General features: G+C 70.2%; 10 protein-coding genes. 4 read left to right on the top strand and 6 right to left on the bottom strand.

Going from position 1 to position 19760, the window contains the following annotated elements; translation table 11 throughout:
* Positions 1-32 precede the first annotated feature (32 nt).
* From BLV01_RS16115 to BLV01_RS16100, 4 genes are all read left to right on the top strand, one after another.
* Complete coding sequence (locus BLV01_RS16115) at positions 33-716, top strand: hypothetical protein (RefSeq protein WP_091801860.1); 684 nt, start codon at positions 33-35, stop codon at positions 714-716.
* Positions 717-789: 73 nt separating this feature from the next.
* The gene (locus BLV01_RS16110; protein WP_091801855.1) at positions 790-2838 is read left to right on the top strand and encodes a flotillin family protein; all 2049 of its coding nucleotides are present in this window, start codon (positions 790-792) and stop codon (positions 2836-2838) included.
* A gap of 102 nt (positions 2839-2940) precedes the next feature.
* Positions 2941-8286 carry a DNA repair ATPase gene (locus BLV01_RS16105; RefSeq protein ID WP_091801849.1) on the top strand — a complete coding sequence of 1782 codons (5346 nt, stop codon included), beginning with the start codon at positions 2941-2943 and terminating at the stop codon, positions 8284-8286.
* Between the two features lie 10 nt (positions 8287-8296).
* Complete coding sequence (locus BLV01_RS16100; RefSeq protein ID WP_091801844.1) at positions 8297-9043, top strand: phospholipase D-like domain-containing protein; 747 nt, start codon at positions 8297-8299, stop codon at positions 9041-9043.
* Positions 9044-9176: 133 nt separating this feature from the next.
* On the opposite strand, the gene BLV01_RS16095 is transcribed toward BLV01_RS16100, so the two are convergent.
* The 6 genes from BLV01_RS16095 to BLV01_RS16070 all read right to left on the bottom strand — a co-directional run bounded on the left by BLV01_RS16095 (position 9177) and on the right by BLV01_RS16070 (position 19451).
* Entirely contained in the window at positions 9177-10376 is a 1200-nt protein-coding gene (locus tag BLV01_RS16095; protein WP_091801837.1) for a CaiB/BaiF CoA transferase family protein, read from the bottom strand.
* A 95-nt stretch (positions 10377-10471) separates the two neighbouring features.
* Positions 10472-12382, bottom strand: a complete 1911-nt coding sequence (locus BLV01_RS16090; RefSeq protein WP_254782662.1) for a glycoside hydrolase family 127 protein — start codon at positions 12380-12382, stop codon at positions 10472-10474.
* A gap of 4 nt (positions 12383-12386) precedes the next feature.
* Positions 12387-14567: an SUMF1/EgtB/PvdO family nonheme iron enzyme gene (locus tag BLV01_RS16085; RefSeq protein WP_091801832.1), complete on the bottom strand. Its 2181-nt coding sequence runs from the start codon at positions 14565-14567 to the stop codon at positions 12387-12389.
* Positions 14568-14636: 69 nt separating this feature from the next.
* Complete coding sequence (locus BLV01_RS16080) at positions 14637-15596, bottom strand: ribokinase (RefSeq protein ID WP_091801824.1); 960 nt, start codon at positions 15594-15596, stop codon at positions 14637-14639.
* A gap of 28 nt (positions 15597-15624) precedes the next feature.
* Complete coding sequence (locus tag BLV01_RS16075) at positions 15625-16839, bottom strand: serine hydrolase domain-containing protein (RefSeq protein WP_175486004.1); 1215 nt, start codon at positions 16837-16839, stop codon at positions 15625-15627.
* Between the two features lie 329 nt (positions 16840-17168).
* The gene (locus BLV01_RS16070) at positions 17169-19451 is read right to left on the bottom strand and encodes a TonB-dependent receptor (protein WP_091801818.1); all 2283 of its coding nucleotides are present in this window, start codon (positions 19449-19451) and stop codon (positions 17169-17171) included.
* Between the last annotated feature and the right edge of the window lie 309 nt (positions 19452-19760).

The raw sequence follows: 19760 nt of genomic DNA, 5'->3' as shown, positions 1-19760 counted from the left end.
GGGCGATGCGGCAAGCGGGGGAGAAACACGACATGGGCGAATTCTTCAGCACGATCCTGACGTTGCCGACGGCGTTCTACACCGTCCTGCTCGGCGTGGTCGTGGGCTACTGGCTGCTGTCGGCGGTGGGGCTGGCCGGCGGCGAAATGATCGACGGCTGGATCGGCGGCGATGGCCACGGCCACGGCGCGCACGGCTTCGGCGACCACACCCTGGTCGACGGCGCCCACCATCCGCAGCACGGCATCTTCGACCCGCTGATGCGGCTGGGCCTGGGCGGCATCCCGATCACCGTGGTCGTCAGCGTGATCGTGCTGGTCGGCTGGGTGCTGACCTACTACGCCGACATCTACCTGCTGCGCCTGGTGCCCGGCACGCCGCTGCGCATCGCCGCCGGCGCGGCGATCATCTTCGTCAACTTCTGCATCTCACTGCCGGTCGCCGCGCTGGCGCTGCGCCCGCTGCGCAAGTTGCTGCGCAAGATGCAGCCGGGCCCGCCGCGGCCGATCCTCGGCCAGGTCGCGACCATCCGCAGCCCGGTCAACCGCGCCACCGGCACCGCCAGCGTCGAGGACGGCGGCGCCGGGCTGATCCTGCAGATCCGCGACGAGGACCCGCAGCGCTTCAGGCGCGGCGACCGGGTCGTGCTGATCGAATACATCGAAGACCAGAACGCCTACCGCGTGGTCAGCGAAGACGAATTCCGCGGCGGCTGAAGCCCGCCGTCCGCCATCGAACCGTCGCCGCCTTCTCGGCCGCGACATGCAGTCGTGTCATAGGGAGATGCAAATGGAAAACTTGATGATCATCGGCGCCGTGATCGTTGTCGTCGTACTGATGATTTTCGTCATGCTGTTGATGTTCAAGGCCTTCTACATCAAGGTGCCGCAAGGCACGGCCTTGATCGTCAACGACATGTCCTCCACGCCGAAGGTGCACTTCACCGGCGCGCTGGTGTATCCGGTGATCTACAAGAAGGAGTTCATGAAGATCTCCTTGATCACCCTGGAAGTGGACCGCCGGGCCAAGGACGGCTTGATCTGCCGCGACAACATGCGCGCCGACATCACCGTGGCCTTCTACCTGCGCGTCAACGAGACCCAGCAGGACGTGCTCAAGGTCGCCAAGGCCATCGGCGTGGATCGCGCGTCCGACCGCACCGCGGTCAACGAGCTGTTCAACGCCAAGTTCTCCGAGGCGCTGAAGACGGTCGGCAAGCAGATCGACTTCGTCAAGCTGTTCGAGAACCGCCAGGAATTCCGCGACCGCATCATCGAGGTGATCGGCAACGACCTCAACGGCTACATCCTGGAAGACGTCGCCATCGACTACCTGGAGCAGACCCCGAAGGCGTCGCTGGATCCGACCAACATCCTCGACGCCGAGGGCATCCGCAAGATCACCGAGCTGACCGCGGCGCAGAACGTCATCACCAACGAGCTCGAGCGCAACGAGCAGCTGGCGATCACCAAGAAGAACGTCGAGACCCGCGAGGCGATGCTGGCGCTGGAACGCCAGCAGGCCGACGCCGAGGCGCGGCAGAAGCGCGAGATCCAGACCATCCAGGCGCGCGAGCAGGCCGAGACCTCCAAGGTCCAGGAAGAGGAGCGGCTGAAGGCCGAGCAGGCGCGCATCGCCGCGCAGGAGCAGATCGACATCCGCGAGCAGAACCGCCAGCGCGAAGTCGAAGTGGCGCAGCAGAACCGCCAGCGCGCGGTGGTGATCGAGGTCGAGAAGGTCACCCGCGCCAAGGACCTGGAAGTGGTCTCGCGCGAGCGCGAGGTCGAGCTGAACCGGATCGAGAAGGAACGCGCGCTGGAAGAGCAGCGCAAGGAAATCGCCAACGTCATCCGCGAGCGCATCGCGGTCGAGAAGACCGTGGCGCAGGAAGAGGAACGCATCAAGGAAGTGCGCCAGGTGTCCGAGGCCGACCGCGCCAAGCAGGTCGCCGTGCTCGCCGCGCAGGCGCTGGCCGAGGAAGAGCTGGTGCGCCAGGTCAAGCAGGCCGAGGCCGACGAGACCGCGTCCAAGCACAAGGCGGTGGAGATGACCACGCTGGCCCAGGCCGAGTTCGAGGCCGCCGGCAAGACCGCCGAGGCCAAGAAGAAGCTCGCCGAGGGCATCGAGGCCGAGCGCGCCGCGCCCGGCCTGGCCGACGCGCGGGTGCGCGAGGTCACCGCGGCCGCGGCCGAGAAGGAAGGCCTGGCCAAGGCGCGGGTGATCGCCGAGACCCTCGGCGCGGAAGCCAAGGGCGAGCAGGAGAAGGGTCTGGCGCAGGCGCGGGTGATCGAGGCGCAGGCCGACGCCAAGCAGAAGCAGGGTTTGTCCGACGCCAAGGTGCTGGAAGAGAACCTGTTCGCGCAGGCGCGCGGCGAGGAGCAGCTCGGTGCGGCCAAGGCCAAGGCGACCCAGGCCCTGGGCCTGTCGGAAGCCGAAGTGTTGCTGCAGAAGTTCAAGTCCGAGGCCGAAGGCCTGGCGCAGAAGTTCGGCGCGCTGGATTCGCTCAGCGACCAGGCCCGCGCGCACGAAGAGTTCCGCATGCAGCTGGAGAAGAGCTTCGAGCAGGCCATCGCCGGCATCGAGGCCAACAAGGAGATCGCCAAGGAGCAGTCCGAGGTGCTGTCGGCCGCGCTCAGCAAAGCCAACATCGACATCGTCGGCGGCGAGGGCGCGTTCTTCGATTCCTTCGCCAAGGCGCTGTCGGTGGGCAAGGCGATCGAGGGCGTGGCCGGCAAGAGCCCGATCGTGCAGGACGTGCTGCAGCGGATCCTGGCCAAGGCCGAGACCAAGCCCGCCGGCGACAAGGCGGCCGACGGCGCGGCCGCGCTGGACTCCTGAGCGCGGCGCGGGACCAAGCAACGCGCCGTCGCTGACGGCGGCGCGTCGGTGTGACGCCGGCGGCGCGGATTCGCGCCGCCGGCCCGATCGGTAGGACGGAACATGGCGGACACCAAGCCCGCCGCGGCATCGGCCGCGGGCGCTCATGCGGCTGGCGAGACCAGCGCAGTCGATCAAGCCGTCGCCCAGGGCGGCGCCTACGAGGTGCTGAGCAAGCGCCTGGGCGAACAGGGCCAGAAGCTGCGCGCGCTGGCCGATGCGCTGAACAAGCAGCGGCTGGCCGAATTCGGCAGCAGCCAGATGGAAGTGATCGGCCGCTTCCGCATCCGCACCGAGAACAACTGCGTCGCCCGCGACATCGTCCAGGTCGGCGAGTACCTGGTGTTCGGCTACAACGTGTTCATGGGGCTCAAGAAAGAGACCGTCGTCGCCGACGTGTTCTCGTTGTACAAGCTGGTGCAGGGGGCGGAGGGCTACGACGTCACCCCGGTCGAGCTCAAGGGCAGCTTCCTCGGCGCCGACAGCTTCGCCCACGACTTCCGCGAGCTGTACGCGTACTACAAGCACACCCGGCTGATCCAGCTGATCGTGCGCGACGGCAAGCTGCTGGCCGCGTTCCAGATCGGCGAGCGCATCACCGACCTGCGCGTGTTCCGCTGGTCGGTCTCGCCCGACGGCGAGGTGCGCTACATCGACAACCGCGGCGAGCGCGACATCGCGCTGCCGGCGCCGTACGACTTCGAGTGGATCCGCGCCGGCCGCGACATGGTCGTCAACGGCCGCCACCCGCACCTGAACATCCTCGACAGCGTGTTCGTCGAGACGGTGGGCGGCGATCTGACCATCAAGATCGAGAACAACACCGAGGACGGCCAGGGCATCTACCGCGAGCCGGTCCACGACAAGACCCAGTCGCTCGACGACGCCCAGGTCGACTACGCCCGGGTCGGCAGCCTGATCCTGCTCAAGATCCTGCCGTACCGCGAGGAGCAGTGGCGCTACCTGGTGTTCAACACCCTCACCCGCAAGGTGGTGCGGCTGGACGAGATCGGCCTGGCCTGCATCCAGCTGCCGGAAGACCACGGCATCATCTTCCCCGGCGGCTATTACCTGCAGAACGGCGAGCACAAGCGATTCGACCAGTCGATGGAGGGCATGCGCTACAAGCGCAACATCCGCTCGCCCAACGGCGAGGACGTGATGTACCTGTTCTACGAGCCCGAGCAGGGCCGCACCGCGATGTTCACCTACAATCTGATCGAGCGGCGCCTGCAGACGCCGATCTTCGGCCACGGCTACGCGCGCCTGGAAGACGGGCGCATGGTGATCTTCGCCACCGAGAGCGACGAGCCGACCCGCGTGCACCCGATGCAGGTGTGGCAGACGCCGTACGCCAGCGACGAATACGCAGCAAAGCAGCCGGCCGGCAACACCTTCATGGGCAAGATCGGCAACGCCGAGCTGGTGCGCGGCATGTCCGAGCTGATCAGCCTGAGCCGCGAGATCGAGGCCAGCGAAGTCTCGGCGCAGCGCTACGGCCTGCTGGCGCAGAACACCCGGCGCCTGTTCGACGCCCACCACTGGCTCAGCGACCCGCAGTGCGGCGAGGTGGCGCCGCTGTTGCGCGAGATCGCCGCCACCGCCGAGTCGGTGCTCGACGAGTACGAGAAGGTCGAGGGCATCCGCAGCCAGTCCGAGCGCGCGATGCGCGAGGCGCAGAGCCGGCAGAAGGCGCTGCTCGACGGCCTGCAGCCGGAGAACTGGGAACAGGTGCAGCCCTTCGTCGAGGCGCTCAACGGCCTGACCGCGCAGCGCGGCCACCTGTTGACCATCCGCGAGTACCGCTACATCGACGTGGCGGCGATCGATGCGATGGAGCAGGCCCTGGTCGCCGCGCACGAGCGCATCGGCGCGGCCACCGGCGCGTTCCTGGCCGGCGACAAGGCGCTGGCGCCGCTGGGCGAGACGCTCGCCGCGCTCGACGCGCAGGCCCAGGCCGCGACCACGGTGGCGCAGCTGGCGCAGCCGCTGGCGCAGATGCAGGCGATGTCCGGCGACCTGGACATGCTGTCGGGCCTGATGGCCACGCTCAAGGTCGACGACGCCACCCAGCGCACCCGCGTGGTCGAGGCGATCTCGGAGATCTACGCCAAGCTCAACCAGGCCAAGGCGCGCGCCGACCAGCGCCGCAAGCAGCTGGGCTCGGCCGAATCGGTGGCCCAGTTCGGCGCCCAGTTCACCCTGTTCGGGCAGAGCATCGCCAGCGCGCTGGCATTGGCGCAGGACCCGGAAAAGGCCGACGAACAACTCTCGCGCCTGCTGGTGCAGCTGGAGGAACTGGAAAGCCAGTTCGGCGAACACGAAGCCTTCCTCGGCGACATCCTGTCCAAGCGCGAGGAGTTGCTGGAGACCTTCGAGGCGCACAAGCAGACCCTGCTGGACGAGCGCCAGCGCAAGGCCCAGGCGGTGATGGACGCGGCCGTGCGCATCCTCGAAGGCCTGGGCCGGCGCACCGCGCGCTTCGCCAACAACGACGAGCTCAACGCCTTCTTCGCCGGCGACGCGTTGATCCTGAAATTGCGCGAATTGGCCGAGCGCCTGCGCGCGCTCAAGGACAACGTCAAGGCCGACGACGTCGAGGCGCGGCTCAAGGGCGCGCGCGACCAGGCCGTGCGCGCGCTGCGCGACCGCAGCGAGCTGTTCGAAGACGGCGGCGGCGTGATCAAGCTCGGCCCGCGCCACCGCTTCAGCGTCAACACCCAGGAACTCGACCTGACCCTGATGCCGCGCGGCGACGCGCTGAACCTGCATCTGACCGGCACCGACTTCTTCGAGCCCATCGCCGATGCCGGCCTGGAGGCGTCGCGCGACTACTGGGGCGTGTCGATGGACTCCGAATCGCCGCAGCTGTACCGCGGCGAATACCTGGCCGGGCTGGCGCTGGAAGCGGCCGAAGCCGGGCGCGAGAACCTCAGCATGGACCTGCTGCGCGGGCAGCTGGCGCAGCCGGACACGCTGGCGCGCACGATCCGCGACTTCGCCGCGCCGCGCTATCGCGAGGGCTACGAGAAAGGCATCCACGACCACGACGCGGCGTTGATCCTGCAGGCGTTGCTGCCGCTGCGCGACAGCGCCGGCAGCCTCAGCTTCGAGCCGGCGGCGCGCGCCTGGGCGGCGTACTACTGGTCGCTGCAGGGCGCGGCGGCCGAGCCGGCATCGTGGCCCGAGCGCGCGCGCACCGCGGCCGACATCCAGCGCCTGTTCGGCAGCGCCGACGGCCTGGCCGGGCTGCGCGGCGAAGTCGCCGCGGCGATGCAAGCGTGGGCGCAAGCCCAGGCCATGCCGGTCGATCCGGCGCTGACCCCGCGCGCGGCCGAGTACCTGGTGCTGGAATTGTCGGTGCCGCAGCCGCGGTTCGCGTTCAGCCGCTACGCCGGGCAACTGCTCAAGGCGCTGCGCGAGAAAATGGACGCCGCGCGGATGTGGGAGGGCTTCGCCGCCGCGCTGGAATCGCTGCGCGAGCGTCCGGCCGCGCGCTGGGCATTGGCGATGAACTGGATCGAGGCGCTGGCGCGTTCGCCCGAGCTCGCCGAGCAGGCCGCCTACGCGGCCGAGGCCGCGGCGCTGCTGCTGCTCGACGAGGCCTTCCCCAAGGCCGTCAGCGAGACCGAACTGGGCGCGCAGCTGCAAGGCCTGCTCGGCGAGCACCCGCGCATCCGCGAGGGCCGCATGCGCGTGGCCGTGGACGACTGGTCGGCGCGGCTGCGCCGGCATCGCGAACAGTTCGTGCCGGGCTTCCAGCAGTACCAGGCGCTGCGCCAGCAGATCGTCGCGCGCGAGCGCGCGGCGCTGCGCCTGGAGGAATTCAAGCCGCGGCCGCTGAGCTCGTTCGTGCGCAACAAGCTGATCAACGACGTCTACCTGGGCGTGATCGGCGACAACCTGGCCAAGCAGATGGGCACGGTCGGCGAGAGCAAGCGCTCGGACCTGATGGGCCTGTTGATGATGATCTCGCCGCCGGGCTACGGCAAAACCACGCTGATGGAGTACGTGGCGCACCGGCTCGGCCTGATCTTCATGAAGATCAACGGCCCCGCGCTCGGCCACGAGGTGCGTTCGCTCGACCCGGCGCAGGCGCCGGACGCGACCTCGCGCCAGGAGCTGGAGAAGCTCAATCTGGCGCTGGAGATGGGCAACAACGTGATGCTGTACGTCGACGACATCCAGCACACCCATCCCGAGTTCCTGCAGAAGTTCATCTCGCTGTGCGACGGCACCCGCCGCATCGAGGGCGTGTGGAAGGGGCGCACCCGCACCTACGACATGCGCGGCAAGAAGTTCTGCGTGGTCATGGCCGGCAACCCGTATACCGAGTCCGGCGAGGTGTTCAAGATTCCGGACATGCTCGCCAACCGCGCCGACATCTACAACCTCGGCGACGTGCTCGGCGGCATGGAACAGGCCTTCCTGCTGAGCTACATCGAGAACAGCCTGACCTCCAACCCGGTGCTGGCGCCGCTGGCCACGCGCGAGATGGGCGATCTGTACAAGCTGGTCGACAAGGCCCAGGGCAAGGAGTTCTCCGCCAACGAACTGAGCCACGCCTACAGCGGCGCGGAGATCAACGAGATCGTCGCCACCCTGGAACGGCTGGTGCAGGTGCGCGACGTGGTCTACCGGGTCAACCAGCAGTACATCGCCAGCGCCGCCCAGGCCGAGACCTACCGCACCGAGCCGCCGTTCAAGCTGCAGGGCAGCTATCGCAACATGAACAAGCTGGCGGAGAAGATCTCGCCGGTGATGAACGCGGCCGAGCTGCAGCAGCTGATCGGCGACCACTACCTCGGCGAGGCGCAGTTGCTGACCACCGGCGCCGAAGAGAACCTGCTCAAGCTCGGCGAGCTGCGCGGCGTGCACAGCCAGGAACAGGCCGCGCGTTGGGCCCAGATCAAGCGCGATTTCCTGCGCAACAAGGCCATGGGCGCGGGCGAGGCCGACGTCGGCGGGCGCGTGGTGGCGCAGCTCAACGACCTGGTCGAGAGCGTGCGCGCGCTGGACTCGGCCGCCGACCGCGCCAATGCGGCGGCGCAGGCCAAGCCGGCCGACCCGGCGCCGTGGCCGCAACTGCTGGCGGCGCTGGAGCGCATCGCCGCGGCCCAGGTCGAGGACACGCCGCCGCCGGTCGACACCGGCGCGGCGCTGGCCGATGCGCTGGGCGGTCTCGGCCCGCAGCTGCAACAGGCGTTCGTGCCGCTGGTCGAGCGCCTGCACGACAGCGACGAACGCCAGGGCCGGGTCAACGAGGCGCTGATCGCGCTGTTCAAGCAACTGGGCGAACGCGACATCCAGGACGCGCCGACCCGGGCGGAAATGACCGAGCAGCAGCGCGAGCTGCAGCGCGCGCTCAACGAATTCGCCGACCGGCTCAACGGCCGCACCCAACGCTGAGGGACCGCGCATGAACACCGCTGTGCACACGGACGCGAATGCGGCCATCCACGCCACCGCCGCGTCGGCGACGGACTTCGCCGCGCTCGACCGCACTCTGCGCGAAAGCGTCGCCGACCTGGTGCTGGACAACGAAGAGAAGTTCGAACTGCGCGAACTCGGCGCGCTGCTGCCGCCCGACCGGGTGCGCTACCTGCGCAACCGCGCCTTCGACCTGGCCCGCGAGCTGATGCTGGCGCAGCCGACGCGTACGCTCGACGCGCTGCGCTGGCTGGAACAGGTGGTCAAGACCCTGGACGCGGTCGCCGAGCCGCCGACGCTGGTGTCCAGCGCCTTCTTCGCCCCCGGCGACGCCTGCCTGCGCAAGCTGCGCGAGCTGTGCCGCTCGGCCAAGCGCAGCCTGGAGGTGTGCGTCTACACCATTTCCGACGATCGCCTGACCGAGGAAATCCTGGCCTGCCACAAGCGCGGCATCGCGGTGCGGGTGATCAGCGACAACGACAAGCAGTTCGACGAGGGCAGCGACGTGCTGCGCCTGGAGGAACTCGGCGTGCCGGTGCGGATCGACGACAGCCCGTTCCACATGCACCACAAGTTCGCGCTGTTCGACGGGCGGGTGCTGGCGAACGGCAGCTTCAACTGGACCCGCAGCGCGACCACCAGCAACGAGGAGAACCTGGTGGTGACCGACGACGCCAACCTGGTGCGCAGCTTCTCCGGGCATTTCGAGACGCTGTGGGACAAGTTCGCGGGCTGAGGCGGGCGTCGTAGTGGTGTTGTCGCGGTCGCGGCTCGCGCCGCTGCTATCGTCGGGATCGAAGTGTCCGCGGCCCCTGTAGCAGCGGCGCGAGCCGCGACCGCGAAATTCCAGCCGCGACGAAAGCGCCGATTCAATCGCGCCTGCGAGCGGCCACCGTCCCGGATTCGTCCAGCTCGCGCTTCACCGCCTCGGTGTCCTGGCCCAGCTGCGGCGCGGCGAACGCGGCCGGCCCCGGGGTGCGTCCGAACTTGATCGACTGCGCCACCGCGCGATAACGCCCCACGCCGGGATGCTCGATCGGCGCGACGATGCCCTCGGCCAGCACCTGCGGGTGGTCGAACATGTCCTCGATCCGCCGCGCCGCCGCGCACGGGACTTCGTCGCCGAACAGCGCCTCCCATTCCAGCGCGCTGCGCGCGGCCAGCGCCGCATGCAGCTGCGGCACGATCTGCGCCGCGGCCTGGGCGCGCTTGCGCACGCTGTCGTAGCGCGGGTCGGCGGCCAGCTCGCGCAGGCCGGTCTTCTCGCACAGCGCCTGCCAGAACCGCGGCGTGTTGGCGGAAATGTAGATGTGGCCCTCGCGGGTCGGGTGGATGCCGGTGACCCCGCCCGAGCGCATGTCGCGGCCGATGTCCAGGCCCTCGCCGTCGGCCCAGATCATGCGCGCCGATTGCATGGTCAGCGCGCTGCGCAGCAGCGACACGCCGACGAACTGGCCCAGGCCGCTGCGCTCGCGCTCGTACAGCGCCGAGGCCACGCCGCCGCTGAGCAGCGCGGCGGCGTAATAGTCGACCACCGAGCCGTAGATGATCTCCGGCGGGCCGCCGCGCTTGCCCTGCAGCGCGCACATGCCGGTCAGGGTCTGCAGCACCTGGTCGTAGCCGGCCTTGTCCTTCATCGGCCCGTCCTCGCCGTAGCCGCTGACCGCGCAATAGATCAGGCGCGGGTTGATCAGCTGCAGGCGCTCGAAATCGATGCCCAGGCGCTTGGGCACGCTGGGGCGGAAGTTGTGCACCAGCACGTCGGCCTCGCGCACCAGCCGAAGCAGGGCGGTGTGGTCCTGCGCGCGCTTGAGGTCGAGCACGATGCCGCGCTTGCTGCGGTTGACGCCGAGGAAGGCGCGGCTTTCGCTGGCCAGGGTGGACGGATACTGGCGCAGGTTGTCGCCGTCGGGCGGCTCGATCTTGATCACGTCCGCGCCCTGGTCGGCGAGCAGCGCGCAGCCGTAGGGGCCGGCGATATAGGCGCTCAGGTCGAGCACGCGCACGCCGGCCAGCGGGCCGCGGCCGGGGCGCCGGGAATCGGGCGGAAGGGAAGGGCGGGAATCCATGCGTGGGGCGGAACCTGGGCGTTCGTCGGTGCGGGGCGGTCCAACTGTGCGCGCGCGGCGCGCGCGCTAACAGCCGTGCGGCATATGTTCTGGCGTTACGAATTCTTGCTTGGCGGGTGTGGATCGTGCGCGAAATCGCCGGGCGCGGCGGCCGCGGGCGGCGCCAGCGACAGCCAGGTCAGGCGCCAGGCGCCGTCGACGCGGCCGCCGGCGCGGTAGTACGGCTCGAACGCCAGCGGCGCGCGATGGTCCAGGCGCAGTTCCAGGCGCGGCGGCGCGCCGTCGGCGCCGGGCGGCGACCAGTGCAGCCAGTCGGCGACGGGCGCGTCGGGCAGGCGCACGGTCTCGTGGGTCTTGAAGCCGTCGATCAGGCCGGTGGCGTAGACCAGCGGGCCGCAGGTGAAGCCGATGTAGTCGTGGCGCAGCACTTCCTGCGCGACCGCGCTGCCGTCGGGCGCGCGCGATTCCTGCACGTTGCGGTCGAGCGCGCGGTGCGCGACCGGGCGCATCGGCAAGTGCAGGACGACCTCATCGCCGTCGCGCCATTCGCGTTCGATCGCGAAGTAATCGCCAGGCATGGCGACGCCGGCGGCGGGCGCGCCGTTGATGGCGACGCGCGCGCCGTGCGCCCACGACGGAATCCGCAGCCGCAGCGCGAACCGCGCCGCGTGTCGCGGCGCCACGCGCAGGCGGATTCCGCCATCGAACGGATACGCGGTGTCCTGCGCCAGCGCCAGTTCGCCGGCGAGCGGGTGGGCGATGCGCGCGGAACCCGCGCCGTACAGGTTCACCGTCGTCGCGCCGTCTTCGCCCAGCGCGTAGGCCACGCCGGGCAGTTCCTCCACCGCCATCGCGCCGCTGGACTTGCAGCAGCGCCAGTAGGTGGTGTGCACGCGCCGGCCGTTGGGGAACACGTAGTAGCACCAGTCCTCGCCGTCCGGCGCCTGCGCGGCGAGCAGGTCGTTGTAGGCCGAGCGCTCGATCTCCTCGGCGTAGCGCGCATCGCCGGTGATCGCCAGCAGCTCGCGGTTGAGCTGGATCCAGGCCAGGGTCGAGCAGGTCTCGACATAGGCCTGCGGGCTGAACGCGCCGGGCGCGTTGAACACTTCGCGCGAACGGTGGGCGACGCCGCCCCACGGCCCGCCGCCGAGGGTGAGGTGGCGCTCGCGGATGCTGCGCCACAACGATTCGACCGCGCGCAGGTAGTCGACGTGGCCGCTGGCGCGATGCAGCTTGGCCAGGCCGACCAGGTTCCAGGCCAGCTGGTAGGCCTTGCCGGTGGCGATCTCGGCCGCATCGAAGCCGGCCAGCGCGCGGGTCAGCAGTGCCAGCGGCGGATGCGCGTCGGCCTGGCCGAGCACGGTCAGGGCGAGGTCGAGGAACGCCTGCTCGCCGGTGGCGAAGTACAGCTCCACCGCCGGATCGAGCAACACCGTCGCCGACAGGCCGAAGTGGTTGCCCAGGTCGGTGATGTCGATGTCGCCGGCGCTGAGCGTGCGCAGGCACAACTGGCCGATGCGGCGCGCGGCGTCGAGGTAGCGCGGCTCGGGGAAGTGCTTGTGCGTCTCCAGCAGGCCCAGGATCAGGTAGGCGTGGGTCCAGATGTCCCAGGTGCGCACGCTCGGCGCGCCGTCCCAGCTCGCCGGCTTGGGCGCCTGCTTGCGCATGAAACGGCGCTGCGGCGCGTAGGTGCCGAGGTAGCCGTCGGGTTCCTGCACGCCGACCAGGAAGTCGGCGACCCGGCGCACGCTGGCCAGCAGGCGCGCATCGCCGCTGCGCGCCGCCGCCTTGGCCGAGGCGCTGAGCCACTTGCCGGCGTGTTCGCCGTACCAGTCGCCTTCCTCGTTGCGGGCGCGGCGTTCGGGCGCGAACAAGGCGATCGCCGGGCTGGTTTCGTCCTGGATGAAGTGCGACAGGCGGCCGGCGAGGTTGGCGTCGAGCGCCTCGCCGAGCGGGCCGCGCAGGACGATGCCGGCCGGGTCGAGCGCGGGGGCGTAAGGCTGCATGCGCCTACTCCGCGTCCGCGACGCAGCGGAAACCGATGCAGGCCGAGCGGTCCTTGCTCGGCGCCATCAGCAGCAGCTTGCCGTGCTGGTCGAGGCGGTACGCCTGCGGGAAGTACCAGTGCGAGGTCTGCGGCTGGTACGAGCTGCCGCCGCGCAGGATCGCCGCGCGGGTGTGCTCGTCGTGGTATTCGTCGGTCCATTGCCAGACGTTGCCGACCAGATCGAGCACGCCGAACGGGCTGGCGCCGGCCGGGTGCGCGTCGACCGGGTCCGGCGCGCGCACGCGGCGGTTGCGGTTGGGCGCGGGCACGGCGTCGTCGCGCCAGTCCTCGCCCCACGGGTAGCGGCGGCCGTCGCCGCCTTGCGCGGCGTATTGCCACTCCCACTCGCGCGGCAGGCGCTTGCCGGCCCAGTGCGCATAGGCGCGCGCGTCTTCGAGCGCGACCCAGGTCACCGGGCGGTCGTCCCAGCCCGCGCGCGGCGCGCCGTCGACCCAGTCGCGCAGGTAGTTGTGCGCATCGCCCGGGACATAGCCGCTGGCGCGCACGAACGCGAGGTACTGCGCGTTGGTGACCGGGGTGCGGTCGATGAAATAGCGCGGCAGGCGCAGGCGCCGGCGGTGATTGCGGCGCGCGCTGTTCTCCCACGGGTACTGCACGTCCACGCCTTCCCAGGTCTGGCCTTCGATCTCGACGCCGCCGACGACGAAGTCGAACTCGGCGGCGGGAATCTCGACCATGCCCGCGGGCGCGGCCGCCGCCGGCGCGGTCGCGGCGATCTCCACCAGGGTCTGCTTGAGCGACGTCCACTGCGCGCTGTACTCGCGCAGCGGTTTGGCCGACGACGCGCGCATGGTCGCCAGGAATGCATCCAGCCCGTCGTGCACAGCGCCGGCCGGCAGCGCCAGCAGCGCGCCGAAGCCGCGGCCTTCCAGCGCGAACTCCAGCACCGCGCGGCCGGCATCCAGGCGCGGCGCCAGTTCGGCGCCGTTCCACAGGTCGTAGTAGCGCTGGCCGTCGGCGTGCGCGACCGCGATCAGTTCGCCGTCGACATCGAACTCGTTGCGGTTGATCACCGTCCACAGCGTCGCGCCCGCGTGCGGGAAGCGGCTGGCGAACACGCCGTGCTGCAGGGTGCGCGCATACGGCCGCCAGTCCTGGCCGACCAAGTGCGCGGCGAACTCGCGCGCGATGGCGGCGATGCGGCGCAGCGATTCGGCGTCGCGGTCGGTCAGCTGGTTCCACAGGCCCCAGACGTTCTCCCAGGCGTTGTAGCCGACGCCGTTGAAGAAGATGTACTGCAGGTCGTGGTTGCGGTCGCGGCCCCAGCGGTTCTCGTAGTTGATCATGTGGCGCGGTTCCAGCCACTTGAACTTGGCCACCGGCGGCACCGGTTCGTTCGGCGCCTTCTTGCCCCAGCTCTGCACGTTCCAGATCAGCGCTTCCTCGGCGCTGATGGTCGATTCGGGCTGCAGCACCACCGGATGGCCGGCGGCGTCGCAGGCGTCGAAGAACGCGCGCGGAACGCCGTTGTAAGTGTCGCCGTTGACGCCGTCGGCACCGACCGCGGCGACCAGTTCGGCCACCGACTCCCAATCGCGCCGGCCGCTGTCGCGGGTGCCGTGGTCCCAGGGCATGGTCGGCAGGAACACGCGCACGCCGCGGCGGTGGAAGTCGGCGACGGCGCCGCGCAGGCCGTCGAGGCCGCCGGGCAGGTCGCGGGCGAGATCGAACTGGTTGCGGTCGTCGACGCCGATGTTCGGATACACCGGCCAGATCAGCACGCTGTCGATGCCGCCGTAGCGACGTTTCAGGTCGTCGAGGTAGCGGTCCACGGTGTAGCGGCCCGCGACGGGATCGTAGAAGTAGCGGTCCTCGACCATCATCTGCGCGTGGACGAAATTGCGCTGCGCCCATTGCAGTTCCGGGCGGCGATAGTGCGCGTCGTCGTAGCCGATGCGCACCAGGTGTTCGCGGCGCCAGTCCTTGAGTTCCTCGATCCAGTCGTCGAGGGCGCCGTCCACGTCGGTCTTCCAGTGGCCGATCTCGGCGAACGGCCAGCCCGGCGCCTTGCCCGGCAGCGGCAGGTAGCGCTGGGTGGTGACGTGGGAGAACTTGTACTCGTTGCGCACGCGCGGACGTTCGTCTTCGGGGGCGGCGTCGGCGGCGGAATCGTAGTCGGACATGGGCAGGCTGATGTTCGGAAGGGGGGGCGAGGCGGCTGTGGGAGGGACTTCAGTCCCGACGCTGTTGTCTCAGATCGCAGGGACCTGGTCGGAAGGCGCCGGGACTGAAGTCCCTCCCGCAAAATCGGGGTCTGCGGCAGTGTGCAACAGCGCTTCGACCTCGACATGACTCGGGATGCTGGTTTGCGCGCCCGGCCGCGTGCAGGCCAGCGCCGAGGCCGCGCAGGCGCGGCGCAGCGCGGTTTCGAAGCCGTCGCCCTGGGCCAGCGCCGCGACCAGTACGCCGCAGAAGGTGTCGCCGGCCGCGGTGGTGTCGACCGCCGCGACCGCGAACCCGTGCTGGCGCAGGCGCGCGCCGTCGGCGCGGGCGAGGCAGCCGCGCGCGCCGAGCGTCACCACCACCCGCGGCGCGCGCACCGCGGCGAGCGCGGCGTCGAGATCGGCTAGGCCGGTCAGCGCGGCCAGTTCGCCCTCGTTGACGATCAACAGGTCGATCTGCTCCAGCAGCGCGGCCGGCAGCGCCTGCGCGGGTGCGGCATTGAGCGCCACGGCGACGCCGGCGACGCGTGCGCGCTGCGCCCACGCGGCGACCGCGTCCAGCGGCGATTCGAGTTGCAGCAACAGCCATGCGACGCCATCGAGCGCGGGCAGGTCGTCGCCGCGCAGCGCGGCGTTGGCGCCGGGCGCGACCACGATCGCGTTCTCGCCGTCGTCGGCCACGCAGACGAAGGCGCTGCCGGTCGCGCGCTCGCGCACGCGGCGCAGGTGCAGCCGCACGCCGCCTTCGCGCAGCGAGCGCTCGATCGGCTCGGCGTGCGCGTCTTCGCCCAGCGCCAGCAGCATCCGCGTCGGCGCGCCGCCGGCGCGGGCGCAGGCCAACGCCTGGTTGGCGCCCTTGCCGCCGGGGTAGGTCGCCAGTTCGCGGCCGAGCACGGTTTCGCCGGGCGCGGGCGCGTGCGCGGCGCGGACGACGAAGTCGAGGTTGGCCGAGCCGGCGACGAGGACGCTGCGGGGCGTGTTCGCAGTCATGCGCTGGATTCGTTGGCGGGCGATGGCGTCATGGCGACCTCTGCGCAGCCGCGCCGGCGGCATCGGCCGCGGCGAACGCGAGCCGGTAGAACTGCTGGCTCAGGCGCGGCGGATCGCCGGCGACGCCGGTGCGCGGCAGGTGTTGCAGCAGCGCCAGCGCGACGGTTTTGCGCTGCGGATCGATGGCGTAGGTGGTCGAGGCGGCGCCGGGCCAGCCGAATTGGCCCGGCGACGCCGGCGCGCTGCGCTTGGCCGGATCGATCACCACCGCGCCGCCGAAGCCGAAGCCTTCGCCCGGATCGAACTGATGCACCGGCGGATCGAGCATGGTCAGTTGGTTGCGCAGCATCGCCGCGACGGTGTCGGCGCGCAGCACGCGCGGGCCGGGGCCTTCGTGGCGTTGGCCGTCGCACTCGGCGAAACCCGATTCGTCGGCGATGCGGCCGCCGTCGAGCAGCATCTGGGCGAAGCGCGCGTAGTCGCAGGCGGTGGAATACAGGCCGCCGGCGCCGCTAGCGTAAGCGTTCAGCGGCGCGCCGGGCTCGCGCTGGGAAGGACCGTCGTCCAGGCGCAGGCGGCCGTCGTCGCCGGTGGTGGTCAGCTCGGCGATGCGGCCGCGCGCGCTTGCGGGCACCGCGAAGCCGGTGTCGCGCATGCGCAGCGGCGCGAACACGCGTTCGCGCAGGTAGGCGTCGAAGGGTTGTCCGGAGACGGCTTCGACCAGCCGCGCCAGCGTTTCGGTGGCGGCGCCGTCGTAGCCGAAGCGGGTGCCCGGGTCGGCGGCCAGCGGCGCCTGCGCGAGGCGGACGACGAAGCCGGCGAGATCCTGCGCGGCGTGCGGATCGTGGCGCCGGGTCAGCGCCGCCGCGGCGTCGTCGCCGGGCAGGCCGGCGGCGAAACCGGCGGTGTGGGTGAGCAGATGGCGCACCGTGATCGCGCGTCGCGCGGGACGCAGCGTCGGCGCCCGCGCGTCGCCGCCGGCGACCTGGCGGTCCGCGAGTTCGGGCAGGTAGCGTTGCACCGGCGCGTCGACGTCGATCGAGCCGCGTTCGACCAACTGCATGACCGCGGCCGAGGCGATGGTCTTGCTCATCGAATAGATGCGGAACACGGTGTCGCGGCGCATCGGGGCGCGGCGGGCGAGATCGCGGTGGCCGTAGGCCTGGAAGTCGACGATGCGGCCCTCGCGCAGGATCAGGGTGACCGCGCCGGGGTAGCCGCCGGGCTGGGTGGCGTCGCGCATGAACTGGTGCAGCGGTTGGAACGGCGAGGCAGCCGGTGCGGGCGTCGCCGAGGGTTGAGCGGAAGGCGTCGGGACTGAAGTCCCGTCCACCGTGTGCGCCGATGCGGGCGCCGCAGCGGCTGTTGTGGAAGGATCTTCAGGCCCGACGCTTGCATGCCCGACCCCGGCGCAGGCCGCGCTCACCGCCATCAGCCCCACGATCGGGACCGGCCAGCGGCAGCGGCGGAAAGCACGAAGGGGCACGTCGATTCCCATGGCGAAGAAAGCGCCGCCGCGGCAGTGTTTGCCGCGGCGATGAGGCAGGTCCGGTCCGGCTTGCGCCTTGGCAGTCAGAACTTGAAGGTGTGGGTCAGCGAGATCGTGCGCCCGCGGCCGGCCCAATAGTTCTGGAACCCGCCCGGCGGCTGCGACCAGCTCAGGATGTATTGCTTGTCCAGCAGGTTCTCGATGCCGAGCGAGAGCTTGCCGTAGCGCTGGGTGTCGTAGTTGAAGCCCAGGTCGAACAGGGTGTAGCCCTTGGTGCTTTCGGTGAAGCTGAAGGCGCGGTTGTCGAACGCGCGCACGTCGTTGCCGGACAGGTTGCGCGAGAACAGCGTGGTCGCGCCCAGGCTCACGTCGGCGTTGGGCAGGAAGCTCCAGGTCAGGGTCCAGGCGAGCTTGTCGGGGTTGATGTCGAGCACGCCCATCGGCTTGTCGAGCCCGCCGGCGCCGAAGCGGCCGGCGGCGTCGGCCGACCAGAACGAGGTCTTGCCGCGGGTGTGCGAATAGACCGCGCTGATCCGCCAGGCATCGTCGAAGCGCCAGTCGGCCGACAGTTCGTAGCCCTTGATCCGCACCGGCGCGCGCAGCAGCACCAGGTCGTTGGTGACCGGGTCGATCGCCAGCGACTGGCCGTAGTCGGATTTGGAATCGTAGTGCGAGGCGCTCAGCGAGCCGCGCTCGCCGCGCCAGTTGAAGCCGAATTCGGTGTTCTTGACCACGATGGCGTTGAGGTCGAGCAGGTCGCCGACGTTGATCGGCGGATCGTTCGGACAGCCGTCGGTCTGCACGCTGCCGGCGTCGCCCGAGCACTGCACGTTGCGCAGCGGGATGCCGACGTTGGCCAGGGTGAAGCCTTCGCCGTAGGAGCCGAACACCGACCACTGCTCGTTGACGCGCCACACCGCGCCGAAGTTGGTCAGGTTCTCCTGATAATCCAGGGTGCCGCCGCCGACGTTGCGGCGGTCGCGGTACCAGGTGGTGGTGTAGTCGTCCACGTGCAGTTCGCCGTCCTCGCGGCGGATGCCGCCGGACAGGGTCACCGGGCCGATGTCCCAGGACAGCTGCATCCACGGCGCGCGGCTCTTGTAGTCCATCGGCGGCACCCACAGCCGGTCGGTCAGCGCCAGGCGCTGCTGCGCGGTGTCCTCGACCAGGTCCAGGCCGACGCGCAGTTCCAGGCCGTCGACCGCGAACAGCGACGGCCGCGCCCACGAGGTGCGCAGGCCCTTCTTGTTGGTGACGATCTCCGACTGGTCCCAGACCGTGCCGACCGGGCCGAGCCGCGGGTCCTGGCGGTCGATGGTGTTCTCCGGCAGGTAGCGCATCTCCTGGTCGGCCTTGTAGCCGTTCACGGTCAGGGTGCCGCCGAAGAAATCGCTGTTCGTGTAGGTCAGCTGGTATTGCTTGAAGTCGTTGATCGCGGCCTTGGAGCCGAAGATCGTGCCGCGCTCGGAGGTGTTGGTGCGGGTCTGCCCGCACAGCGCGCGCTCGTCGGGGCGGCAGCCCAGCACCTGGATGTAGTTGGCCTTGCCTTCGACGTTGAAGTGGCTGACCGAGCCTTCGATGCGCTGGGTGCCGTCCTCGCCGAAGTCGTAGCCGGCCTTGAGGAACAGGTTGCGCGACTGCGTGTCGGCCAGCGAACCGCTGGTGTTCATGCCGATGCGGCGGCCGTCGCCGTCGTAGGTGATGCCGCGGTCCAGGAACGAGACGCTGGCGAGCATGTCGAAGTTGCCGGCCTTGCGGGCGAAGTTGAGGCCGAGCTTCCAGCCGGCGCTGTCGTCCTTGAACTGGGTGGTGTAGCGGCTGATCAGGGTGAACTCGTTGCCTTCCTTGGTCGGCGCGGCGGAAAGATAGTTGATGATGCCGCCGGCCGCGCCGATGCCCTCGGACGCGGATGGGCCGTTGATGACTTCGATGCGGCCGACGATGCCCATGTCGGTGAAGGTGCCGTTGCGGGTGCCCTCGCGCAGCGGCGAGCCCTGCGGCACGCCGTCGAACAGGCGCAGGGCGACGCGGCCGCGCAGGTTCTCGCCGGTGTTGCTCATCGCCTGCGAGGACTCGGCGTAGCCGGGCACGGTGCGCGCCAGCACCGCGGTCGCGTCCTCGGTCAGCACCAGGCTGCGCGCGAGTTCGGCCTTCGACACCAGGGTGATGGCGCCGGGAATCTTGTCCACCGCCTTGGGGCTGCGCGTGCCGGTGACCACGACGTTGTCGAGGTTGACCGCGGCGCGGCTGGCTTGCGCGGTGTCGGTCTCGGCCGGCGCGGCGGCCGCGTCCTGGGCGGCGGCGGTGCCGGCGGCGAAGGACAGCAGCAGGGCGCTGCCGATCGCGGCGGAAAGTGGCTTGAGCATGTTCGGTTCCGTCGTGGTGGTGCGAAGGCCGGCGCGCGCCGCGGACGGCCTCGCGCATCTGTCCGGCATTGGCCCGACGGCAGCGTGGCCGCGTCCCTGTGGCGACGTCCCCGACATCGCGCGATCTCCGGATGCTGGCGAGACTATGCGTTCGCCTGCAGGCGTAGAACCGCTGCGCGCTATGTTCACAGGCTAGGTTTTGTTGGGTGACGCGTCAGGTTTTCTTGTTGCGCTGCGGCAAAACGACGGAGTTTCGTTTCCGAGTGTGGGAGCTGCGCAAGCTGCGACCGAGGGCTCGCACGGTTGCGT

The organism is Lysobacter sp. yr284 (assembly GCF_900107375.1).
GTDB lineage: Bacteria > Pseudomonadota > Gammaproteobacteria > Xanthomonadales > Xanthomonadaceae > Lysobacter.
Note: the sequence above shows the minus strand (reverse complement) of the source record. Positions and strands in the feature narration are given on the sequence as shown.